Here is a 21,007-nt window from a genome sequence, read left to right as displayed (position 1 = left end):
GCCCGCATGAGCACGATCTACGATTTCTCGACCCGCGACATCCACGGCGCCGACCAGCCGCTGGCCGCCTACCGCGGCCGGGTGCTGCTGGTGGTGAACGTGGCCTCGAAATGCGGCTTCACGCCACAGTATTCGGGCCTGGAAGCGCTGTACCGCGCCCTGCGCGAAGACGGCCTGACGGTGCTGGGCTTTCCCTGCGACCAGTTCGGCCGCCAGGAGCCGGGCAACGAGGCCGAGATCCTCGACTTCTGCACCACGCAGTACGACATCACCTTCCCGCTGTTCGCCAAGATCGACGTCAATGGCGCCGACGCCGACCCGCTGTACCGCTGGCTCAAGGGCGAAAAGCCCGGCGTCTTCGGCACCGAGGGCATCAAGTGGAACTTCACCAAATTCCTGGTGGGCCGCGATGGCCAGGTGATCAAGCGCTACGCCCCCACCGACACGCCGGCCGGCCTGAAGGACGACATCGTCCGCGCCCTGGCGGCGCCCGCCGCCTGACAGGCTCCGGCCCGGCGGGCGCGCCGCGCCGGCCGTTCAGCGCAACGGCGGCAGGCGGCGGCGCACGGTGTGCGCCTTGATGATGGCGGTGTTGGTCTCGGCGAACTCGGTCACGCGCTCCAGGATGCCGTCCAGGTGGGTGATCGAGCGCAGCACCACGCGCGCGATGAAGCAGTCGTCGCCCGTGACCTTGTCGCATTCCACGAATTGCGGGATCTCCTGGATCAGCCCCTCGACCCGCCGCAACTGGCCCGGCAGCGGCCGGATGCGCACGATTGCCTCGAGCGTGTAGCCCAGCGCCACCGGGTCCACGTCCAGGGTATAGGCGCGGATCACGCCCGATTCCTCCAGCCGCCGCAAGCGGTCGGCCACGCTCGGCGCGGACATGCCGACCTGGCGCGCCAGGTCGGCGGTGGTGGTGCGCGCGTTGGCCGTCAGCATCTCCACCAGGCGGCGATCGATACCATCCAGGACCGGGCTTTCATTCTTTAGGTCATTCTGCATAAATTCCACCCGAACGAAGGTTCAACGACGAATCTGCCGCAGCAACATCATATAACCGGCCCGATCGGCCTGGGATAATTTCTCCATCGAATCGCGGACCGCACGGTCCCCTGGAGCCTTCCATGTCCCCCTCTTCCGATCGCCTCGGCCTGGTCCAGATGGCCGCCGCCATGACCCTGTCCGGCACCCTGGGCGTGTTCGTCCTCGAATCCGGCCAGAGCGCCTGGAACGTGGTGTTCTTCCGCTGCGTCTTCGGCGCGCTGTCGCTGTTCCTGTACTGCTGGGCCCGCGGCCTGCTCAAGCCCGGCCTGTTCACGGCCCGCACGCTGGCGCTGGCCCTGGCCGCCGGCGCCGCGCTGGTGCTGAACTGGGTGCTGCTGTTCTCGGCCTACCGCCTGGCGTCGATCTCGCTGGCCACCGCCGTCTACAACGTGCAGCCCTTCTTCCTGATCGGCCTGGGCGCGCTGTTCCTGGGCGAACGCCCCACGCGCGGCAAGCTGGCGTGGTCGGTGATCGCCTTCGCCGGCCTGCTGCTGGTGCTCAAGCTCACCGACCACAGCGGCGGCGACGCCTATCTGTCGGGCCTGCTGCTGGGGCTGGGCGCGGCGGCCCTCTATGGCATCACCGCCGTCATCGTCAAGCGCCTGAAGGGCATCCCGCCGCAGGTGCTGGCGCTGGTGCAGGTGACGCTGGGCGCGGTGATGCTGCTGCCCATGGCCGACTTCCAGGCGCTGCCCGCCGCGCCGCTGCAATGGGGCTACCTGGTGGCGCTGGGCCTGGTCCACACCTGCCTGATGTACATCCTGATGTATTCGGCGATCCAGAAGCTGCCCACCACCTCGACCGCCGCCCTCAGCTTCATCTACCCGGCCGTGGCGATCCTGCTGGACCTGGTGGTGTACGGCCACCGCATGGACGCCACCCAGGTGCTGGGCGTGGCGATGATCTTCGTGGCGGCCGCCGGCGTCAGCCTGAACTGGCAGTGGCGCCTGCGCGGCGGCGCCCGGCCCGGCGCGGCCTGACCCGGCCGCGGGCCAAACCCGCACCGCGCCCCCGGGTATTCGGCCGCCCGCCCCGCGCGCCGCTATCATGGGCCTTCCGATCCGCCGGCATTGGCCGGCGGCGCCAAGACGCTGAGGAATCCCCATGATCGATCTCTATTACTGGACCACCCCGAACGGCCACAAGATCACGATTTTCCTGGAAGAAGCCGGGCTGCCGTACGAGATCCACCCGGTCAACATCAGCAAGGGCGACCAGTTCAAGCCCGCGTTCCTGGCCATCGCGCCCAACAACCGCATTCCGGCCATCGTCGACCAGCAGCCCGCCGACGGCGGCGCGCCGCTGTCGCTGTTCGAATCCGGCGCCATCCTGCAGTACCTGGCCGAAAAGACCGGCCGCTTCCTGCCCGCCGACCTGCGCGGCCGCGCCGAGGTCTCGCAATGGCTGTTCTGGCAGATGGGCGGCCTGGGCCCCATGGCCGGCCAGAACCACCACTTCTCCGGCTACGCGCCCGAGCGCATCCCCTACGCCATCGAACGCTACGTCAAGGAAACCAACCGCCTCTACGGCGTGCTGAACAAGCGCCTGGCCGACCGCGAATTCGTCGCCGGCGACTACTCCATCGCCGACATGGCCGCCTACCCCTGGATCGTGCCGCACGCCAAGCAGGGCCAGGACCTGAACGACTTTCCGCACCTGAAGCGCTGGTTCGACGCCATCGCCGCCCGCCCGGCCGTGCAGCGCGCCTACGCGCTGGCCGACAAGGTCAACACCGCGCCGTCCGTCAGCGACGACGAATCGCACCGCATCCTGTTCGGCCAGTCCGCCCGGAACGTGCGCTGAGCGAGGCCGCGATGACCGATTCCCCCTTGCGTTTCCGCCGCGCCCGCGCCGACGACCTGCCCGACATCGTGGCCATGCTGGCCGACGACGAACTGGGCGCCAGGCGCGAAGATCCCTCGATTCCGCTCAACCCCCGCTACACTGCGGCTTTTGCCGCCATCGAGCAGGACCCGAACCAGTTCTTCGCGGTGGTCGAGCGCGACGCGCGCCTGGTCGGCTGTTTGCAGTTATCGTTCATACCCGGCCTGTCGCGGCTGGGCCAATGGCGCGGACAGATCGAGAGCGTGCGCATCGCCTCGTCCTCGCGCGGCCAGGGCCTGGGGCGCGCCATGTTCGAGTGGGCCATCGAGCAATGCCGCTCGCAGGGATGCGAGATGGTGCAGCTGACCACCGACCGCGCCCGGCCCGACGCCCGTCGCTTCTATGAAAGCCTCGGGTTCAAGGCCAGTCACGACGGCATGAAACTGAGCCTGTAGCCGCCGCCCGGCGCAGGCCCTGATTATCAAAGGAGCGCCCCATGCACGGCGAATACAAAGTCCCCGGCGGCAAGCTGGTGGTCGCGGACCTGGAAGTCCGCGACGGCCGCCTGGCCGATGTCCGCATCAGCGGTGATTTCTTTCTCGAACCGCCGGAAGCGCTGGAAGCCATCAACGCCGGCCTGAACGGCCTGCCCGCCGACGCCGGCGAGCTGGAACTGGCGCTGGCGGTGCAGTCGGCGCTGCCCGCCAATACCGAAATGTTCGGCTTCTCGGCCGAGGCCGTGGCGGTGGTGCTGCGGAGGGCGCTGGCATGACGCGCACCGACTGGAACGACTACGACTGGCAACTGATCCACGAAGCCCCGCAGCGCCCCGCGCTGCACATGGCGCTGGACGCCGTCATCACCGACGAAGTCGGCGCCGGCACGCGCCCGCCCACCCTGCGCATCTGGGAATGGTCGGCGCCCGCGGTCGTGATCGGCCGCTTCCAATCGCTCAAGAACGAAGTCGACCCCGAGGGCGCCCGGCGCCACGGCATCGAGGTCGTGCGCCGCGTCAGCGGCGGCGGCGCGATGTTCATCGAGCCGGGCAACAGCATCACCTATTCGCTGAGCGCGCCGCAGGCGCTGGTGCACGGCATGAGCTTCCAGGAAAGCTATGCGTTCCTGGACGCCTGGGTGCTGCAGGCGCTGCAGGGGCTGGGCATCAAGGCCTGGTACCAGCCGCTCAACGACATCGCCTCGGACATCGGCAAGATCGGCGGCGCCGCCCAGGCGCGCCGCGCCGGCGCGGTGCTGCACCACGTCACCATGTCCTACGACATCGACGCCGATAAAATGGTGGAAGTCTTGCGCATCGGGCGTGAGAAACTGTCGGACAAGGGCACCACCAGCGCCAAGAAGCGCGTCGACCCGCTGCGCACCCAGACCGGGCTGGCGCGCGAGGTCATCATCCAGCGCATGGTGGATACCTTCGCCAGCCTGCACCGGCTGACGCCGGGCCAGCTGGGCGCCGCCACGCTGGCGCAGGCCGAGGCCCAGGCCGCCGAGAAGTTCTCCACGCCCGAATGGACCGCGGTCGTTCCCTGATCCGCCGCGGGTAACCGTTGGACGGCCGCGCCCGCGCGCGGCCGGGTTTTCTGGAGGTAGTTCAATGCGTCGTCCCCGTATGCCGCGCGGCCTGTCCGCCGCGGTCCTGGGAGCCGCCCTGCTGGCATTGGCCGGCTGCGGCAGTTCGCCCCCCGCCAACATCACGCTGGAGTCGCCGACGGCGGCCGCCAGCACGGCCACGCCCGAAAAGATCGGCGACCTCGCCACCGAGCGCATCAAGTGGGCGTCCAACAAGCCCGACTGCAAGGGCGACTGCCCGCGCATCGAGATCGACAGCGTGGCCTTTCCCGGCATCCCGAAGCTGACCGCGCTGGTCGACCACGTGCTGGCCTACATGACCGGCACCGACGCCAACCGCCGCGGCCCCTACGAGACGCTGTCGGAATACACGCAGTACTTCTGGTCCACCGCGCGCCCGCGCGACGCCACCTTCTTCAAGGCCAGCGTCAAGGACGCCATCGGCGACATCGTCTCGATCGAGCTGCACACCGAGCAGTTCCTGACCGGCGCGGCGCACGGCATCCCCGCCACCCAGTACCTGAACTGGGAACGCAGCCGCGGCCGCGTCATGGCGCTGGACGAGGCCCTGATCCCCGGCCGCCGCGCCGAATACGTCGCCGCGCTGCAGCGCGCCCACGCCAAGTGGCTGGCCGGCAACAGCGACGCCAAGCGCGACCCGGCGGCCTACGGCAAGATGTGGCCGTTCCAGGAAAGCGACAACTTCGCGCTCACGCGCGACGGCATCGTGGTCAAGTACGACGCCTACTCGATCGCGCCGTACTCGTACGGCGAGCCCGAGCTGAGCATCCCCTACGCCGACCTGCGCGGCATCCTCAAGCCGGAACTGCTGCCGAAGTCCTGATGCGGCAGGCGTTCAGGCAAGACGGCGGCCTTGTACATCAAGGCCGCCGTCGCGTTCAGCGGATCCTCACCACTGGTACCGGGCCGTGGCCAGCAGCGTGCGGCTCGCGCCCCAGTAGCAGATCATGGTGCTGTTGCAGTAGGCCAGGTACTGCTTGTTGAACAGGTTGCTGGCGTTCAGGCCAAAGCGCCAGCGGCCGGTGTCGTAGTGCACCGCCGCATCCACCAGCACGCGCCCGGGCAAGGTGAAGGTGTTGTCGACCGAGCCGTACGTCTTGCCGAGATAGCGCACGCCGCCGCCAAAGCCCAGCCCGTTCAGGTCGCCCCCATGGATGGTGTAGTCGGTCCAGACCGACGCCATGTGCTTGGGTACGCCGGTGGGATGCTTGCCCTGGCTGGCGTCGTTGGCCTTGGTGACGACGTTGTCCATGTAGGCATAGGATGCCACCAGGCTCAGCTCGCGCGTCAATTCGGCGTGTGCTTCCAGCTCCAGCCCGCGTGAACGGATTTCCCCGGACTGCACCGAAAACTGCGGCCGCTGCGGATCGGCCGTCAGCACGTTGGTCTGGCGCAGGTCATACAGCGCCACCGTGGCGAAGCTGCGCACGTTGGCCGGCTGGAACTTCACCCCTACCTCGTACTGCTTGCCGCGCGTCGGCACGAACGGCGCGCCGCTCGCGTCGTTGCCGCTCTGCGGCTGGAACGAAGTGGAATAGCTGACGTAGGGCGAGATGCCGTTGTCGAACTTGTAGTTCAGGCCCGCGCGCCAGGTGAAAGCGTGGTCGCCCGTATCGGTGGACGCGGTGCGCGCGCCGGTCTGCGCGTCGCGCTGCGTGTCGTCGGTACGCGCGTAGTCCTGGCGCCCGCCCACGGTCAGCAGCCAGCGGTCCCAGCGCAGCTGCTCCTGCAGGTAGCCGCCCAGCTGCGTCAGGCGGGTGGTCTGGTTGACCGTGACAGGCACCCGCGGAAATCCGCTGTAGTCCGGGTCGTACACATTGATCGGGTTGGCGCCGAAATACTGCCCGCCGCGGCGGATGTCATTTTCCAGGTACTGGTAGTCCACCCCCGCAAGCAGCGTGTGCCGCAGCGCCCCGGTCTGGAAGTCCAGCTGCGCCTGGTTGTCGATCGTGAATTGCGACAGGTGTTCCTTGTTGACGTTGGCCCACATATAGGCCGATCGCCGGTCCGGCCCCAGCGGGCTGGACAGCGACGTCTGGTAGTAGTCGATATCGTCTCGCAGATAGCGCACGTTCTGGCGCACCTGCAAGGCGTCGCTGAAGCGATGCTCGAGCAGGTAGCCCACCGAATACTGCGTGCGCTTGAAGCGGTCGCGGTCCGGATCGCCCAGATAGGCGTCCGGGCGCAGCCGGCCGTTGGGGTTCCACAGCGCGGTGCCGTAGGCCGGCACGGGGTTGAACAGCCCGCCCTCGGGGTCGTACTGGTAGCTGGCCAGCAGCGTCAGGCTGGTGTCGCCGCTGGGCCGCCAGGTCAGCGCCGGCGCGATGCCCACGCGTTGTTCCTTGACGTGGTCGGTCTGGGTATTGGCGTCGCGTCCCAGCCCCGTCACGCGATACAGCCACTTGCCGTCCTCGTCCACCGGGCCGCCGAAATCAAAGCCCATCTGGTAGCGCTGGTGGTTGCCAATGCCGAACTCCACCGAATGCAGCGGCTCGCTGGTGGGGCGCTTGGTCACCATGTCCACCACGCCGCCCGGGCTCGCCTGGCCGTACAGCACCGATGAAGGGCCGCGCAGCACGTCCATGCGTTCCAGGAAATACGGGTCGATGCGTGGCGTGGCGAACCAGGTGGTACGGTTCAGCTTCATGCCGTCCAGATACGAATCGGCGTCAAAACCACGGATGCGCAGCTGGTCAAAACGCAGGTCATTGTCCTGGCTGTACACCGCCGGCACGTAGCGCAGCGCCTGGTCCACCGTTTGCGCGGCCTGCGCGTCCATCAGGTCACGCGTCACCACCGATACCGACTGCGGCGTATCGATCAGGGCCGTGTCCGTCTTGCTGCCCACGCCGCTGCGGCTGGCCACCACGCCGGGCGCGGGGCCGTCGGCCTTCTCTGCGGCCGCGCCGGCCGTTACCGTGATCGCGGGCAATTGGCGGGCTTCCTGGGCGGCGGCGGACACCGTCCAGCACGCCGCCAAGGCGAGCGCCAGCGTGGATGCCGCCAGCGGGCATCGCGTCAGTCCTGCAAACATGCTTGGCATTCTCCAATGGGCGGGCCACCCCTGCCGGGCAGCCGCTAGATAAACATCAAATAACAATGATTAGTATTTAAATATTTAAACTAGAATGCAGGGAGCCAAATTCCGCCGCAAACCGGCCAATTTCTGGCGCTTTCACATCTTTTTTGATCAAAGCGATTTGCCATGGACTCACTCTGGCGGCAGCGTTTCGCCACCGGCTACCAACGCCTGCCCCGGCCGGTCATTGCCCACGCCCACGATTACGCCCACGGCGAACGCGAGATCTGGCACAGCCATGAACAGGGCCAATTGGTGCACGCCATCCAGGGCGTGGTGCGCGTGCTCACCTCGCAAGGCGCCTGGACGCTCGCCCCGCTGCACGCGCTCTGGATCGCGCCGGGCGTGGACCACGAACTGCACATGGTGGGCGCCGTCAAGATGCGGTCGCTGCGTGTCGAACCCGACACCGCCCCGTGGCTCTGGACCGTCTGCCGCCAGATCGAGGTGGGCGCCTTGCTGCGCGAGCTCATCGGCGGCATGCTGCGCGATGCGCGCGAATACGCGCCGGACAGCAATGCCGCGTTGATCGTGCCCTTGCTGCTGCGTCAGTTGCGCGAGGCGCCGGTGGTCGAACAGGGCAAGCTGCCCCTGCCGCAAGACAAACGCCTGCTGAAGGTCTGCGAAACCCTGATGCACATGCCCGCCAACAACGACACCCTGGAACTGCTGAGCACCCAGGCCGGCGCCAGCATCCGCACCCTGGGACGGCTGTTCAAGCGCGAAACCGGCCTGACCTTCGGCCAGTGGCGCCAGCAACTGCGGCTGGCCGAGGCCGTGTGCCAGTTGTCGCTGGGCGAACCCGTGGCCCGCGTGGCGCGCGGCATGGGCTATGCCAACGCCAATGCCTTCAGCGCCATGTTCCGGCGCGCGCTTGGCGCCGCGCCCCAGCGCTATCTGCGGCTAGCGGCGGTCAGGCCGGCATAGCGCCAGGGAACCGCATCCGGCTTGCTCCATGCATCCCGGCGCCCCGAAAGCAAACCGCCCCTTGCGGGGCGGTTTGCCTGTCTTCCTCACTGCTCCTCCCACGCCGGGCCGAAGCCCGGCGCCAGAAGGACTTACGGGTACAGGCCGCGCACCTGGCGGGCCTGCAGGATGCGCGTGCAAGCCACGATGAACGCGGCGGTGCGCAGCGTCACCTTGTGCTCGCGGGCCACCAGCGCGATCGAGGCGTAGGCCTCGCGCATGATGCGTTCCAGGCGCTGGTTGATTTCGTCCTCGCTCCAGAAGAAGCTGGAGAAGTCCTGCACCCATTCGAAGTACGACACCGTCACGCCGCCGGCGTTGGCCAGCACGTCCGGCACCACGTACACGCCGTTCTCGGCCAGGATGTCGTCCGCTTCCGGGGTGGTCGGGCCGTTGGCGCCTTCCACCACGATCTTGGCGCGCACCTTGGCGGCATTGGCCGAGGTGATCTGGCTTTCCAGGGCCGCCGGGATCAGGAATTCGGTTTCGAGCGTCCAGAACTCGTCCTTGTCCAGGGCCTGGCCGCCGGAGAAGCCGCCCACGCCGCCATGCTGCGACACGTGCGACAGCAGCTTGTGGACGTCGAGGCCGGCGGCGTTGTGCACCGTGCCGGTGTGGTCCTGCGCCGCGATGACCTTGGCGCCGGCTTCATGGAACAGGCGGGCGGCGGTGCCACCCACGTTGCCGAAGCCCTGCACCACCACGCGCGCCTTGGACACGTCGATGTTCAGGTCGCGCGCGGCTTCGCAGCCGACCACGAACACGCCGCGGCCGGTGGCCTCGACGCGGCCCAGGCTGCCGCCCAGCGCGATCGGCTTGCCGGTCACGACGCCGGTGGCGGTCGAGCCTTCGTTCATGGAGTACGTGTCCATCATCCAGGCCATGGTCTGGGCGTTGGTGTTCACGTCAGGGGCGGGAATGTCCTTGGACGGGCCGATGATGACGCCGATTTCCGAGGTGTAGCGGCGCGTCATGCGCTCGAGTTCGGATTGCGACAGCTTGCGCGGGTCGACGCGGATGCCGCCCTTGGCGCCGCCGTACGGCAGGTTGACCGCGGCGTTCTTGACCGACATCCAGGCGGCCAGCGCCATCACTTCCGACAGGGTCACGTCCTGGTGGAAACGCACGCCGCCCTTGCCCGGGCCGCGCGAGGTGTTGTGCTGCACGCGATAGCCTTCGAAGTGGGCCACGCTGCCGTTGTCCAGTTCGATCGGCACGTCGACGATCAGCGAGCGCTTCGGGCGCTTCAGGGTCTCGACCCAGCGCGCCAGCGATCCGAGATACGGGGTGACCCGATCGACTTGTTGCAGGTAATTACCCCAGGGGCCGAGTTCTTCGGCATTCAGATAAGACGGCAAGGCATGGGTGGGAGTTTGAGACATGAACATGCTCTCCTGACAAAGTTGCGCCATTTTATCCATATCCTTTATGTGTCCCCATATTTTCAGAAAAAATATTAATTGGGGACATAATATGGAAATGAAGACCGTGAGCGTCACCGAGCCTGCCGAAACGCTGCGCCTATCCTAGCCCCGCGCGCCGGCAGCGTCCAGCCTGCGGGGCGCCCGCCGGCAACGCCCCGCGCCCAGACGCCCAACGGGGCCCGCTCGCCAACGCGCCGCCGCCACATCACATCCTCGTGTCACGCCGCCCCGGGCGCCTGTCGCACCTGGCTTGAAACCGTCATCCACTTGACCCAGAATCAACCGGCCCCGGTTTTAGCGGTACCCGGCACCGGCGGCTTTCCAAAGCTTGTCATCCCGCGTTGCCGGCGGGCGACCCCCGCTTGCATCCTGCACTTATGAAAATCAACCATAGAGGTGCGCATGTCGGATTTTTCCCTGATTGACAGCAATGACCCGCGTTACGCGACCCTGCAAAAGGGTTTCAACCTGCGCTTCCCCACCACGGGCCAGGGCGCCAACGCCATCTACGTCTGCAAGACCCCGCAGGACGTGCTGGACGCGGCCAACGCCGCGCTGGCCCAGGGCTGCCGCATCACGGTGCGCAGCGGCGGCCACTGCTACGAAGGCTTCGTAGCCAACAAACTGCCGCAGGACCACGGCCAGCCCCTGGCCATCATCGACCTGAGCCTGATGACCGGCCTGCGCTACCGCGAGGCCGGCGACATCCCCTCGCCCTGGAATCCCGCCGCGCGCTACCGCTTCGCGGCCGCGTCCGGCAACCAGAACTGGGATGGCTACCTGGACCTGTACAAGACCGCCAACCGCACCCTGCCCGGTGGCTCGTGCTATTCGGTCGGCTCGGGCGGGCACATCGTCGGCGGCGGCTACGGCCTGCTGTCGCGCCTGCACGGACTGACGGTGGACTGGCTCTCGGGCGTGGACATCCTGGTGCCGCAAGGCCCGGGCGCGCGCAAGCTGGTCGCCAAGCACGTCAACCTGCACAGCACCGGCGCCGACCGCGACCTGTTCATCGCCTGCCGCGGCGGCGGCGGCGGCAACTACGGCATCATCCTGACCTACTACTACGCCGACCTGCCCGCGGCGCCGCAGGAAGCCTACTGGCTGTCGCTGTCCTACCCCTGGGCCAGCTTCGGCGCCGGCACGGCCGGCCGCGCCAACTTCGCGCGCTTCATGCGCGCCTACTGGCAGTGGTTCGCCGACCATGACGCCGACTGGAACAGCCCCGACCCGGCCAAGGCCAACGGCGGCCTGTTCACGCTGCTGAAGGTGCAGCACCGCTCGACCGGCGACGTGGTGCTGAGCATCCAGTACACCGGCAAGGACGGCAAGGTCGGCGGCGCGCGCGACCAGCCGTTCCTGGACTTCGTCGCCACCATGAACGCGGCGGCCGGCGCCGCGCCCGCCGTCAACCTGTCCACGCATTGGTATGGCCCGTCGCACCGCGTGGCCCATCCGGCGCCGCGGATGCTGGCGCATGCGGTCAACGATGCGCAGAAGATGGACTGGCTGTGGCTGACGCAGAGCATCAACGGCTCGGGCAGCAACCAGCGCGGCAAGTACAAGTCCGCGTATCACAAGGCCAATTTCAGCGACGTCGAGATCATGGCCATGTGGGAATACCTGAACGGCTCGGACGACCCGCGCCTGAACCAGGCGCTGGTGCAGATCGACTCGTACGGCGGCCGCATCAACCGCAACGACGAGAGCGCCAACCCGACCAGCGTGTGCCAGCGCTCGTCACTGCTGAAGTCGCAGTTCCAGGTGTACTGGACCGATCCGGCCCAGGACGCCTTCCACATCAAGTGGATCGCCGACCTGTACGACGAGTATTTCGCGCAGTACGGCGGCAAGCCCAGCAACCAGCCGGGCTCGCCGTTCGAGGGGTGCTACATCAACTACCCCGACACCGACATGAAGTACACCGACGCCAGCCACAGCCACGTCGACCCGCAATGGCTCGACCTGTACTACGGCAACAAGACCGCCGCGCTGATCGCCACCAAGCGCAGCGTCGATCCCGACAATCTCTTCCACCACGAGATGTCGATCCCGCTGGCCGCGCCGCAGGCGTGAAAAAGCCCGCCGCCATGCGCCGCGCGAGCGGCCATGACGGCGGGCGGGAAGTCCGCGGCGGATCTCGCGCCGCGGACCGTGTCAGGCGGACAGCAGCTGCCAGGCCAGGCGCGCCGCCGCGCGGGCGCCGTGGCCGTCGATGTCGAAGCGCGGGCTGTACTCGGCCATGTCGGCCAGGCGCAGCTTGCCGCTGGCCTTGACGCGCAGCACGATCTCCTCGATCACCGCCATCGGCACGCCATAGGGCGCCGGAGCCGACACGCCCGGCATCACCGCCGCCGGCAGCACGTCCAGGTCGATCGTGAGGTACACGTGGCGCGCCCGCGCCAGCAAGGCGTCGACGTTGGCCAGGCGCGCCGCCAGGTGGCGCTCCTGCATGTCGCGATCCTCGACCCATACCGCGCCCACTTCGGCCGCGCGCGCATACAGCGCCGGCGTATTGGCCAGCCGCGACACGCCCAGGCAGGCGTATTGCAGCGCCAGCCCCTGCGCCTCGCAGTACTGCGCGATCTGGTCGAACGGCGTGCCGGAACTGCCCGGCCGGCCGGTGCGCAGGTCGAAATGCGCGTCCAGGTTCAGCACCAGCACCGGACCGTCGTCGCCACGGTCGGCCAGCCAGCGCGCCAGGCCCTGGAAGCTGCCCCAGGCGATCTCGTGGCCGCCGCCCAGCACCACCGGACGGGCGCCCTGGCGCAGCAGGTCGGCCACCGCCAGGCCCAGGCGTTCCTGCGCGTCCTCAAGCTGGTCGCCCTCGCAGGCCACGTCGCCCGCATCCAGCAGGCGGCTCAGGCCGTGCGCCGGCAGGCCGGCCATGTATTTGCGGATGCCGGCCGGGCCGGCGGCCGCGCCGGTGCGGCCCTGGTTGCGGGCCACGCCGGCATCGCAGGCAAAGCCCAGCAGCACCGGTTCGCCCGCCGCCGGGGCCTGCCCCGCGGCCGCTTCGACGATGTGCGCGAGCCGGCGCGTGTCGCCGCGCTCGGCGCTGTCGTCGCGCGCGGTCCACAGGCTCTTGTCGAGTTGCGCCGCCGCCGTCATGCCGCCCCCTGCCCCGTGCTCAGCACGGCCTGCAGGAACTCGCGGGTGCGGGCCTCGCGCGGCTGGCTGAAGATGACCTCGGGCGCGCCCGATTCCAGGATCACGCCGCCGTCCATCACCGCGACCACGTCGGCCACGTCGCGGGCAAAGCCCATTTCGTGGGTCACGACCATCATGGTCATGCCTTCGCGCGCCAGCAGCTTCATGACCTGCAGCACTTCGCCCACCAGTTCCGGATCGAGCGCCGAGGTCGGTTCGTCGAACAGCATGACCTTGGGCTGCATCGCCAGCGCGCGGGCGATCGCCACGCGCTGCTTCTGGCCGCCCGACAGGCTGGCCGGCATGGCCGACATCTTCTGCGCCAGGCCGACCTTGCGCAGCAGGTCCTCGGCCAGCGCGTTGGCCTCGTCGCGGCCCATGCCGCGCAGCGTGCGCGGGCCGACGGTGACGTTGTCCAGCACCGACAGGTGCGGGAACAGGTTGAAGCCCTGGAACACCATGCCAACCTGCATGCGCAGGCGGTTCAGCGCCGCCTCGGGCAACTGCTCGCCCTCGTTCTGCAGCATCTGGCCGCAGATCTCCACGGTGCCGCCTTGGGCCACTTCCAGCCCGTTGCAGCAGCGCAGCAAGGTGCTCTTGCCCGAACCGCTGGGGCCTATCACCACCACCACCTGCGACGGCAGCACATCGAAGTCGATGCCGCGCAGCACGGCATGGTCGCCGTAGGATTTCTGCAGGCCGCGGATGCGGATCATTTCTTTCGGATTCGCGGCGTTCATTGCACCATCCCCCCCGCGCGCAGGCGTTGCTCGATCCTGCGCAGTATCAACATGGCGGCCGTGGTCAGGACCAGGTAGATCAGCGCCACCACCAGATAGGTTTCCAGCGAGCGGTACGACACGCTGATGATCTTCTGCCCTTCGTGCATCAGGTCATGGATGGTCAACAGCGACACCAGCGCCGAATTCTTGATCAGCGCGATGAACTCGTTACCCAGCGGCGGGATCATGCGCACCACCGCCTGCGGCAGGATGATGATGCGCATGGCCTGGCCCGACGACATGCCCAGCGAACGGGCCGCCTCGGTCTGGCCGCGGTCGACCGACTGGATCGCGCCGCGCACGATTTCCGACACGTAGGCGCCGGAATACATGCCCAGCCCCAGCACGCCGCAGGCGAACGCCGGCAGCGTCACGCCGAATTGCGGCAGGCCGAAGAACCAGATGAACAGCTGCACCAGCAACGGCGTGCCGCGAAAGAACAGCAGGTAGACGCTGCACAGGTTGTAGATGATGCTGCGTTGCGGGTTGAGCCGGCCGACGCCGACCAGCAGGCCGATGACGCAGCCCAGCAGCAAGGCGCCGGCGGTCACCTCGACGGTGACCACCGCGCCGCGCACCAGCGCGTCGAAGTCGGCGAAGACGGGGGCAAAATCCAGGTTCATTTCGCGGGCGCCTCGAACCACTTGTTGACGATGGCCTGGTAGCTGCCATCGGCCTTGATCTTCTGCAACGCCTCATTCAGGCCGCGGGTCAGCTCCGGTTTGTTCTTGGGCACGGCGATGCCGTAGTCCTCGGTGGTGATCTGGTCGCCCAGCACGGTCAGGTCGGTGGTGCTCTGGGCGAACAGCTTGGCGGCCGGCTTGCCGGTCACGGCGGCATCGGCGCGACCGATCTGCACCAGGTTGAACATCTCCTGGTTCTTCTCGACCTCGACGCGCTGCACCGACGGGTAGTGGTCCTTCAGGTAGTTGACCGACTTGGTGCCGACCTGCACCGACACCTTGCGGCCGTCCAGGTCCTTCAGGGTCTTGATGGGGCCGTCTTTCTTGGTCATCACGACCAGGCCGCCGGCGTAGTACGGGTCGGTGAAGTCCACCACCTTGGCACGCTCGGGCGTGATGTAGATGGCGGACACGGCGATGTCGGCACGGCCAGCCTGCAGGGCGGGAATCAGACCCTTGAAGTCGATGTCGATCCATTCGACCTTCTTGCCCATGGCGGCGGCCAGGGCCTCGACCAGTTCAATGTCGAAACCGGTGCGCTTGCCGTCCTTGACGAACTCCATGGGCGGGAAGGTGGCGTCGGTCACGGCGCGGATGGTTTCCTGGGCGTGGGCGGTGCCCATGCTCCAGGCCAGGCCCAGGGTCAGGGCGGCGGTCAGCAGGGTGCGGCGAGTAGTCATGGCGAATCCTGATAGGAAGAAGTGGATACGGATACGGCGATCGGTACGGCGTGGGGTGTGGCGTCTAGAGAGGCGGCGGGAATGTCGGGGACAACGTGGAATGCGGAAATGGGCGGCGTCAGTGCGCCTGCAGCCTGCCCGAGATGCGGCGGGCGGCCGCGACGGTCAGGTCGATGAAGGCCTGCGGCCGCTGGGCGGCGCGGGTGGACGGGGCCATCAGCGTGATGGAGGCCACCGCCTGGTTGGCGCGCTGGAAGATCGGCACGCTCACGCCCCAGACGCCGGCGTCGACTTCGCTGTCGGTCACGGCATAGCCCTGGGCGCGGATGGCCTCGAGTTCGTCGGCCAGGCGGGTCGGATCCACGCCCGACTCCCGCGCCAGGATGGCCAGCGCGGCCTGTTGGCGCGGAACCGGCATGAAAGCCAGCAGCGACTTGGCCGAGGCGCCGCGCACCAGCGGCAGGCCGCGGCCCTTGGTGAAGGAACAGCGCAGCGGATGCTGGCTCTCGACCATGTCCAGGCACACGGCCTGGTCCTTGACCGCCACCAGCAGGCCGATGGTCTCGCCCGACGCGGCGGCCAATGCCGCCATGTCCGGCTGCGCTTCATGGATCAGGAACGACGACTGGTCGAAGCCCCAGGCCAGTTGCACGCACAGCGGACCGGGGCCGTACTCGCCCTCGTGCTCGGCGACGAAGCCCCAGCGCTTGAGCAGCGCCACCTGGCGGTAGAGCGTGCTCTGCGCCAGGCCGGTCTTCTCCGCCAGCGCGGCGATGCTCAGGGGGCCATCGTGCCGGGCCAGCGTGGCCAACACGTAAAGCACCCGGTCCGCGCCCGGTCCTACCGACTGATCCATCAACAAGCTCTCCTGGTGGTGACGGCGGCGAGATTATCAATTTATGGTGGTTACAACCAAAATTTTTCCCACCTAGTGAGAAATCACAGGGAAAACCCCGAAACGCACGATCACAAAGCCATCCCCCGGAGCCTGCTGGCGCCTGGTCAGGCCGTGGTCCCGGCGCCCGCGCGCCCGCCCCGCGCCTCCCCGCCCGCGCCGGCGACCGGCAATAAAAAACCCGCCGGAAGGCGGGTTTCGGAACCAGCGGGACGCGGCCGCGATCAGGGCGTCGCGGGCTTGTCGTAGTTGTTCAGGCGCACCCCGGACACGCCGCCCACATTGGGCGTATTCGCGGGCTTGGCGGGCGCGGCCGGCTGGGCCAGCGGCGGCGGCGCGTCCAGCGGCGCGGGCTGCACGGTGGGCGGCGCCGCCGTGGTATCGGCCGGGGCCACGCCGGGCGCCGCCTCGGCGGCCTGCGCCGGGTCGGGTTCCGGCTCCGCCGGCCCGCTGGCGCGGCGGGCGCGCTTGGCCGCCTCCTGCTGGGCGATCAACGTCTGCAGCTCCGCGGCCAGGCTGGTCGACTTGCCGGTGCGGGCCCAGTCCGCGGCGTTCTGGTCCTTGGTATCGCGGGTGGTGACGTCGGCGCCGGCCTTCAGCAGCAGCTCCACCATCGCCTTGTTGCCCGATAGCGCCGCCATCATCAGCGGCGTTTCGCCGTTGGGCGCCGGCGCGTTCACCATCGCCTTGCGCTCCAGCAGCAGCCCGGCCATGGCCAGCTGGCCCTTGGAGGCCGCATAGTGCAGCGGCGTCCAACCCAGCCGGTTGACCTGGGCGCCGCGCGCCATCAGCGCCCGCGCCCGGTCGGTCTGGCCGGCAATGGCCAGGTACATCAGCGGCGTCTCGCCGGCCGGATTCTCGGCGTTGACGTCCGTGCGCGGATTGGCCGCCAGCACGTCGAACACCTTCCAGGCCCCGTCCACCACCGCCCGCATCAGGGCCGGCTGGCCATTGCGGTAGCGCACGTTGGGATCAGCGCCGTGCGCCAGCAGGTCCTTGATTTCGTCCGGGTAGTCGTTGGCGACGTAGACCCACCAGTCCGACGGATTGGCCGCCTGGGCCAACGCCGGCGTCGAGACGGCGACGCACAACGCCAGCAGCGCGCTGCGGCAATGCGAAACGAGGCGGTGACGGGAGAACGCAGCGCTGGCAGCCATGGGCAATCCTGATAATTTACTTTAAATAATAGACATTAAATTATTTCTTTATCTTATTGAAAAGATTAAAGAAATTATCCGTGGAAGCGCGTGCCACCTCGGCCACGCTGATGCCCTTGAGATCGGCGATCTTCTCGGCCACGTGGATCACCTTGGACGGGTCATTGAGCTTGCCGCGGTACGGCACCGGCGCCAGGTACGGCGAGTCGGTCTCGATCAGCAGGCGGTCCAGCGGCACCTTGGCGGCCACCTCGTGCACCACATGCGCGTTCTTGAACGTCACGATGCCGGACAGCGAGATGTGGAAATTCTGGTCGAGCGCGGCCTGGGCCACTTCCCAGGTCTCGGTGAAACAGTGCATCACCCCGCCGACCTCGGCGGCGCCCTCCTCGCGCAGCATGCGCACCGTGTCCTCGGCCGACGAGCGCGTGTGCACGATCAGCGGCAGCCCGGTGTCGCGCGCGGCGCGGATGTGGCGGCGGAAACGCTCGCGCTGCCAGTCCAGCGGCTCGGACAGGCGGTAATAGTCCAGGCCGGTCTCGCCGATGGCCACCACCTTGGGGTGGGCCGCCAGGCGCGCCAGCTCCTCGGGCTCGGGGTCGGGCGTGTCTTCGTAGTCGGGGTGCACGCCGACCGAGGCCCACAGGTTCGGCTGCGGCTCGACCAGCGACATCAGGCCCGGCCATTCAGGCAGGTTGACGCTGACCACCAGCGCGTGGGTCACCTGGTTGGCGGCCATCCGTTCGAGGATGGCGGGCAGGTCGGCCGCCAGCTCGGGGAAATTCAAATGGCAGTGGGAATCGACGTACATGAGACTTGGATGAGGAAAGGCGCGGCGTCTGGACGGCGGCCCGGACAGGCCGGATCCGTCGCCGCGCCGCGGCAGGTTACGCCTGGCAGGATAGCACCACGCGCTGCAGCGTCGCGTGGGCGAAAAGCTTGGCATTCAAGGGATGCGTGGCCAGCGCCCGCTGGCGCGTCAGCCAGCGCGCGGCCTCGGCCGCGCGCGCCGTGTTCATGCGCGCGGCGACCTCGGCCACGACGGCGGCCAGCGCCGGGAAATAACGCACCGGCGCGCCGGCGGCGGCCAGCATCAGATCGGTATAGAGGCGTTGCAGCGCGTCGATCCACTCGGCCGGCGGGGCCTTTTCCAGGGCCTCGGCCAAGGTGCCGACGTCGGGCGTCTGGCCCTTGGCCAACGGGCCAACCAGTTGCGTCAGCCAGGGCGGGCACGCGGTTTCCGCATGCTGCGCCAGGCGCAACGCGGCCAGCGGCGCGCCGCCGGCGGCCGCCAGCCATTCGCGCGCCGGCTCCACGTTCTGGGCGCGCAGCCATTGCAAGGCGGTGTCGGCGTCGGGCGCCGGCAGCGGCAGGCGGCGGCAACGCGACACCAGCGTCGGCAGCAGCCGGTCGGGCGCGTCGGCCACCAAGAGGAACACGGTATGCGGCGGAGGCTCTTCCAGCACCTTGAGCAAGGCGTTGGACGACACCACGTTCAGCGCGTGCGCCGGATACAGCAGCGCCACGCGCCAGCCGCCGCGGTGGGTGGCGGTGTTGAACCAGGATTCCAGCGAGCGGATCTGGTCGATGCGGATTTCCTTGGACGGCGCCTTCTTGGCCGCGCCCGTGGCCGGCTCGGCTTCTTCCGCGCCTTCGGCGGCGTCGGCGCCCTCCTCGACCGCCACGGCCTCGGGCCGGATGCGGCGCAGGTCGGGATGGTTGCCGCTGGCGAACCAGGCACAGGCGGCGCAATGGCCGCAGGCCAGGCCATCCTGCGGCGTCTCGCACAGCAGGCTGGCGGCGGCGGCGTTGGCGAAGTCGAGCTTGCCGATGCCGGCCAGGCCGTGCACCAGCCAGGCGTGGGCGAAGCGCTCGCGGTTGCCCAGCCAGGCCCGCGCCGTCTCCATCTGCCAGGGCAGGAACTGGGGCGCGCTCATGGACGGGCCGCCACCAGTTGGCGCAGGCCGGCTTCCAGCTCGGCGCGGATCTCGGGAATGGCGCGGGTCGAATCGATCACCTGGATGCGGTCGGGCTCGGCCGCGGCGCGGGCCTGGTAGGCCGCGCGCGTGCGTTCGAAGAAGGCGGCGCCTTCGCGCTCGAAGCGGTCGGGCTCGCGGGCATCGGCCAGGCGCGCCCGCGCCACCGCCAGCGGCACGTCGAACAGCCAGGTGCGGTCGGGACGGCCGGCCTGCATCCAGGTTTCCAGCGCCGCCACGCGGGCGGCGCCCAGGCCGCGGCCGCCGCCCTGGTAGGCGTAGGTGGCGTCGGTGTAGCGATCGCAGACCACCCAGGCGCCACGCGCCAGCGCCGGCTCGATCACCTGGTGCAGGTGCTCGCAGCGGGCGGCGAACATGAGCAGGGTCTCGGTATCCAGGCCCATCGGATCGGTCAGCACCAGGGCGCGCAACTTTTCGCCCAGCGGCGTGCCGCCAGGCTCGCGGGTGGAGACCACCTCCAGGCCCTGGCCGCGCAGGAACTCGGCGATCCACTCGGTATGCGTGCTCTTGCCGGCCCCGTCGACCCCCTCCAGCGTGATGAAGCGTCCGCGTGAGGTCATTGTTCTTGTCCTTGTGCTGGCGCCGGATCGTCGTCCGGCGTGGAAGTGGGTGCCGCCTCGGGCGCCGGCGCGGCGGCAGGCGCGGGCGCGGCGGCGGGCTTGCCCGCCGGCGCCGGGCGCGCCGCCGGTGTCTGACCCAGGATATAGCGGGAAACGTTGCGGTTGTGCTCGGACAGGTTTACCGAGAACTCGCTGGTGCCGTTGCCGCGCGAGACGAAAAACAGGAATTTGTGCTGCTCGGGCTGCACCGCGGCCAGCAGCGCCGCGCGGCCGGCGGCGGCGATCGGCGTGGGCGGCAGGCCCGGGCGCGTGTAGGTGTTCCAGGGCGTGTCGGTCTGCAGGTCGCGCTTGCGGATGCGGCCCTGGTAGGCGTCGCCCATGCCGTAGATGACGGTGGGGTCGGTCTGCAGCAGCATGCCGATCTTCAGGCGGTTGGTGAACACGCCCGAGACGCGGCGGCGCTCCGGGCCATGGCCGGTTTCTTTCTCGATGATGGACGCCAGCACCAGCGCCTCATAGGGCGTGGACAGCGGCAGATCGGCCTGGCGCTTGGCCCAGGTGTCGTCCAGGATGCGCTGGCCTTCCTGGTAGGCGCGGCGCAGCAGGTCGTAGTCGGAGCTGCCCGGCGTGAAGATGTAGGTGTCCGGGAAGAACAGGCCTTCCGGATGCTTGATGTCCGAGCCCAGGCGCTCCATCAGGGCTTCATCGCTGATGTCGCCCAGGGTCTGCTTGACGTCGGGATTCTCGCGCAGCGCCTGGCGGATCTGGCGGAAGGTCCAGCCTTCCAGGAAGGTGATCTGGCGCTGGGTCATGTCGCCGCGCGCCATGCGTTCCAGCAGCAGCCAGGGCGTGTCGCCGTTGATGGCCTGGTAGCCGCCGGCCTTGATCAGCTTGTCCTGTTCGGTCAGGCGCGCCATCCAGACGAAACCCGGCTCCCAGACCGGCACGCCCGCCGCGTTGAGCGCGCGCGCGACGGTGCGCGGGCTGCTGCCCGGGTCCACCACGAAATCGATCCTGTCGGCCGACAGGGGAATGGGGCGATGCATCCAGTGCCAGGCGGCGCCGACGGTCGCGGCGACGGCCAGCACGATGAGCAGGAATGACCACAGGACGTAAAAACGGAGTCGCTTCTTCATAAGTCTGGGAAGTTTAATGGAT

At 68.5% G+C, this 21,007-nt stretch carries 22 protein-coding genes; 9 read left to right on the top strand and 13 right to left on the bottom strand.

Features of this window, described 5'->3' with window-relative positions; genetic code table 11:
- The first annotated feature begins 6 nt into the window (after positions 1–6).
- A complete protein-coding gene (locus I6I07_RS22255; protein ID WP_198483748.1) occupies positions 7–501 on the top strand; it encodes a glutathione peroxidase in 495 nt (164 codons plus the stop codon).
- 36 nt (positions 502–537) lie between these two features.
- Here I6I07_RS22255 and I6I07_RS22250 read toward each other — a convergent pair whose 3' ends face one another.
- On the bottom strand, positions 538–1,005 hold the full coding sequence (locus I6I07_RS22250; RefSeq protein WP_198483747.1) for an Lrp/AsnC family transcriptional regulator: 468 nt from the start codon (positions 1,003–1,005) through the stop codon (positions 538–540).
- 122 nt (positions 1,006–1,127) lie between these two features.
- Here I6I07_RS22250 and I6I07_RS22245 point away from each other — a divergent pair, with 122 nt between their 5' ends.
- From I6I07_RS22245 to I6I07_RS22220, 6 genes are all read left to right on the top strand, one after another.
- Complete coding sequence (locus I6I07_RS22245) at positions 1,128–2,027, top strand: DMT family transporter (RefSeq protein WP_198483746.1); 900 nt, start codon at positions 1,128–1,130, stop codon at positions 2,025–2,027.
- A gap of 124 nt (positions 2,028–2,151) precedes the next feature.
- Positions 2,152–2,850 carry a glutathione S-transferase N-terminal domain-containing protein gene (locus I6I07_RS22240; protein ID WP_198483745.1) on the top strand — a complete coding sequence of 233 codons (699 nt, stop codon included), beginning with the start codon at positions 2,152–2,154 and terminating at the stop codon, positions 2,848–2,850.
- Positions 2,851–2,861: 11 nt separating this feature from the next.
- Complete coding sequence (locus I6I07_RS22235; protein ID WP_198483744.1) at positions 2,862–3,326, top strand: GNAT family N-acetyltransferase; 465 nt, start codon at positions 2,862–2,864, stop codon at positions 3,324–3,326.
- Between the two features lie 41 nt (positions 3,327–3,367).
- Positions 3,368–3,643, top strand: coding sequence for a lipoate protein ligase C-terminal domain-containing protein (locus I6I07_RS22230; protein WP_006395321.1), 276 nt, complete (start codon positions 3,368–3,370; stop codon positions 3,641–3,643).
- On the top strand, positions 3,640–4,416 hold the full coding sequence (locus tag I6I07_RS22225) for a lipoate--protein ligase family protein (RefSeq protein WP_006385314.1): 777 nt from the start codon (positions 3,640–3,642) through the stop codon (positions 4,414–4,416). The genes I6I07_RS22230 and I6I07_RS22225 overlap by 4 nt, the downstream gene beginning before the upstream one ends.
- 64 nt (positions 4,417–4,480) lie before the next feature.
- Positions 4,481–5,299, top strand: coding sequence for an RsiV family protein (locus tag I6I07_RS22220; protein WP_198483743.1), 819 nt, complete (start codon positions 4,481–4,483; stop codon positions 5,297–5,299).
- 66 nt (positions 5,300–5,365) lie between these two features.
- Here the strand turns inward: I6I07_RS22220 and I6I07_RS22215 are convergent, their stop codons facing one another.
- Positions 5,366–7,510, bottom strand: coding sequence for a TonB-dependent siderophore receptor (locus I6I07_RS22215; RefSeq protein WP_198483742.1), 2,145 nt, complete (start codon positions 7,508–7,510; stop codon positions 5,366–5,368).
- A gap of 171 nt (positions 7,511–7,681) precedes the next feature.
- Here I6I07_RS22215 and I6I07_RS22210 point away from each other — a divergent pair, with 171 nt between their 5' ends.
- Complete coding sequence (locus tag I6I07_RS22210) at positions 7,682–8,482, top strand: AraC family transcriptional regulator (protein ID WP_006395325.1); 801 nt, start codon at positions 7,682–7,684, stop codon at positions 8,480–8,482.
- Positions 8,483–8,613: 131 nt separating this feature from the next.
- Here the strand turns inward: I6I07_RS22210 and I6I07_RS22205 are convergent, their stop codons facing one another.
- Entirely contained in the window at positions 8,614–9,903 is a 1,290-nt protein-coding gene (locus I6I07_RS22205) for a Glu/Leu/Phe/Val family dehydrogenase (RefSeq protein WP_006395326.1), read from the bottom strand.
- Between the two features lie 444 nt (positions 9,904–10,347).
- On the opposite strand from I6I07_RS22205, the gene I6I07_RS22200 reads away from it, so the two are divergent.
- A complete protein-coding gene (locus I6I07_RS22200; protein WP_198483741.1) occupies positions 10,348–12,021 on the top strand; it encodes a BBE domain-containing protein in 1,674 nt (557 codons plus the stop codon).
- A gap of 81 nt (positions 12,022–12,102) precedes the next feature.
- On the opposite strand, the gene hutG is transcribed toward I6I07_RS22200, so the two are convergent.
- The 10 genes from hutG to mltG form a co-directional block, all read right to left on the bottom strand.
- A complete protein-coding gene (gene hutG, locus I6I07_RS22195) occupies positions 12,103–13,056 on the bottom strand; it encodes a formimidoylglutamase (RefSeq protein ID WP_198483740.1) in 954 nt (317 codons plus the stop codon).
- The gene (locus I6I07_RS22190) at positions 13,053–13,835 is read right to left on the bottom strand and encodes an amino acid ABC transporter ATP-binding protein (RefSeq protein ID WP_047992730.1); all 783 of its coding nucleotides are present in this window, start codon (positions 13,833–13,835) and stop codon (positions 13,053–13,055) included. Before I6I07_RS22190 ends, hutG begins: the two co-directional genes overlap by 4 nt.
- Positions 13,832–14,500: an amino acid ABC transporter permease gene (locus I6I07_RS22185; protein WP_006395330.1), complete on the bottom strand. Its 669-nt coding sequence runs from the start codon at positions 14,498–14,500 to the stop codon at positions 13,832–13,834. Before I6I07_RS22185 ends, I6I07_RS22190 begins: the two co-directional genes overlap by 4 nt.
- Positions 14,497–15,240, bottom strand: coding sequence for a transporter substrate-binding domain-containing protein (locus tag I6I07_RS22180; protein ID WP_198483739.1), 744 nt, complete (start codon positions 15,238–15,240; stop codon positions 14,497–14,499). The genes I6I07_RS22185 and I6I07_RS22180 overlap by 4 nt, the downstream gene beginning before the upstream one ends.
- A 118-nt stretch (positions 15,241–15,358) precedes the next feature.
- A complete protein-coding gene (locus I6I07_RS22175) occupies positions 15,359–16,099 on the bottom strand; it encodes an IclR family transcriptional regulator (RefSeq protein ID WP_198483738.1) in 741 nt (246 codons plus the stop codon).
- A 260-nt stretch (positions 16,100–16,359) separates the two neighbouring features.
- Positions 16,360–17,292, bottom strand: coding sequence for an ankyrin repeat domain-containing protein (locus tag I6I07_RS22170; protein WP_198483737.1), 933 nt, complete (start codon positions 17,290–17,292; stop codon positions 16,360–16,362).
- Between the two features lie 40 nt (positions 17,293–17,332).
- A complete protein-coding gene (locus I6I07_RS22165) occupies positions 17,333–18,103 on the bottom strand; it encodes a TatD family hydrolase (protein WP_198483736.1) in 771 nt (256 codons plus the stop codon).
- A 76-nt stretch (positions 18,104–18,179) separates the two neighbouring features.
- Entirely contained in the window at positions 18,180–19,229 is a 1,050-nt protein-coding gene (gene holB, locus I6I07_RS22160; protein WP_198483735.1) for a DNA polymerase III subunit delta', read from the bottom strand.
- Positions 19,226–19,849, bottom strand: coding sequence for a dTMP kinase (tmk, locus tag I6I07_RS22155; RefSeq protein ID WP_054476673.1), 624 nt, complete (start codon positions 19,847–19,849; stop codon positions 19,226–19,228). The genes holB and tmk overlap by 4 nt, the downstream gene beginning before the upstream one ends.
- Positions 19,846–20,985: an endolytic transglycosylase MltG gene (gene mltG / locus I6I07_RS22150; RefSeq protein ID WP_198483734.1), complete on the bottom strand. Its 1,140-nt coding sequence runs from the start codon at positions 20,983–20,985 to the stop codon at positions 19,846–19,848. The genes tmk and mltG overlap by 4 nt, the downstream gene beginning before the upstream one ends.
- Between the last annotated feature and the right edge of the window lie 22 nt (positions 20,986–21,007).

Source organism: Achromobacter deleyi (assembly GCF_016127315.1).
GTDB lineage: Bacteria > Pseudomonadota > Gammaproteobacteria > Burkholderiales > Burkholderiaceae_B > Achromobacter > Achromobacter insuavis_A.
This window is presented reverse-complemented; position numbering and strand designations above follow the sequence as displayed.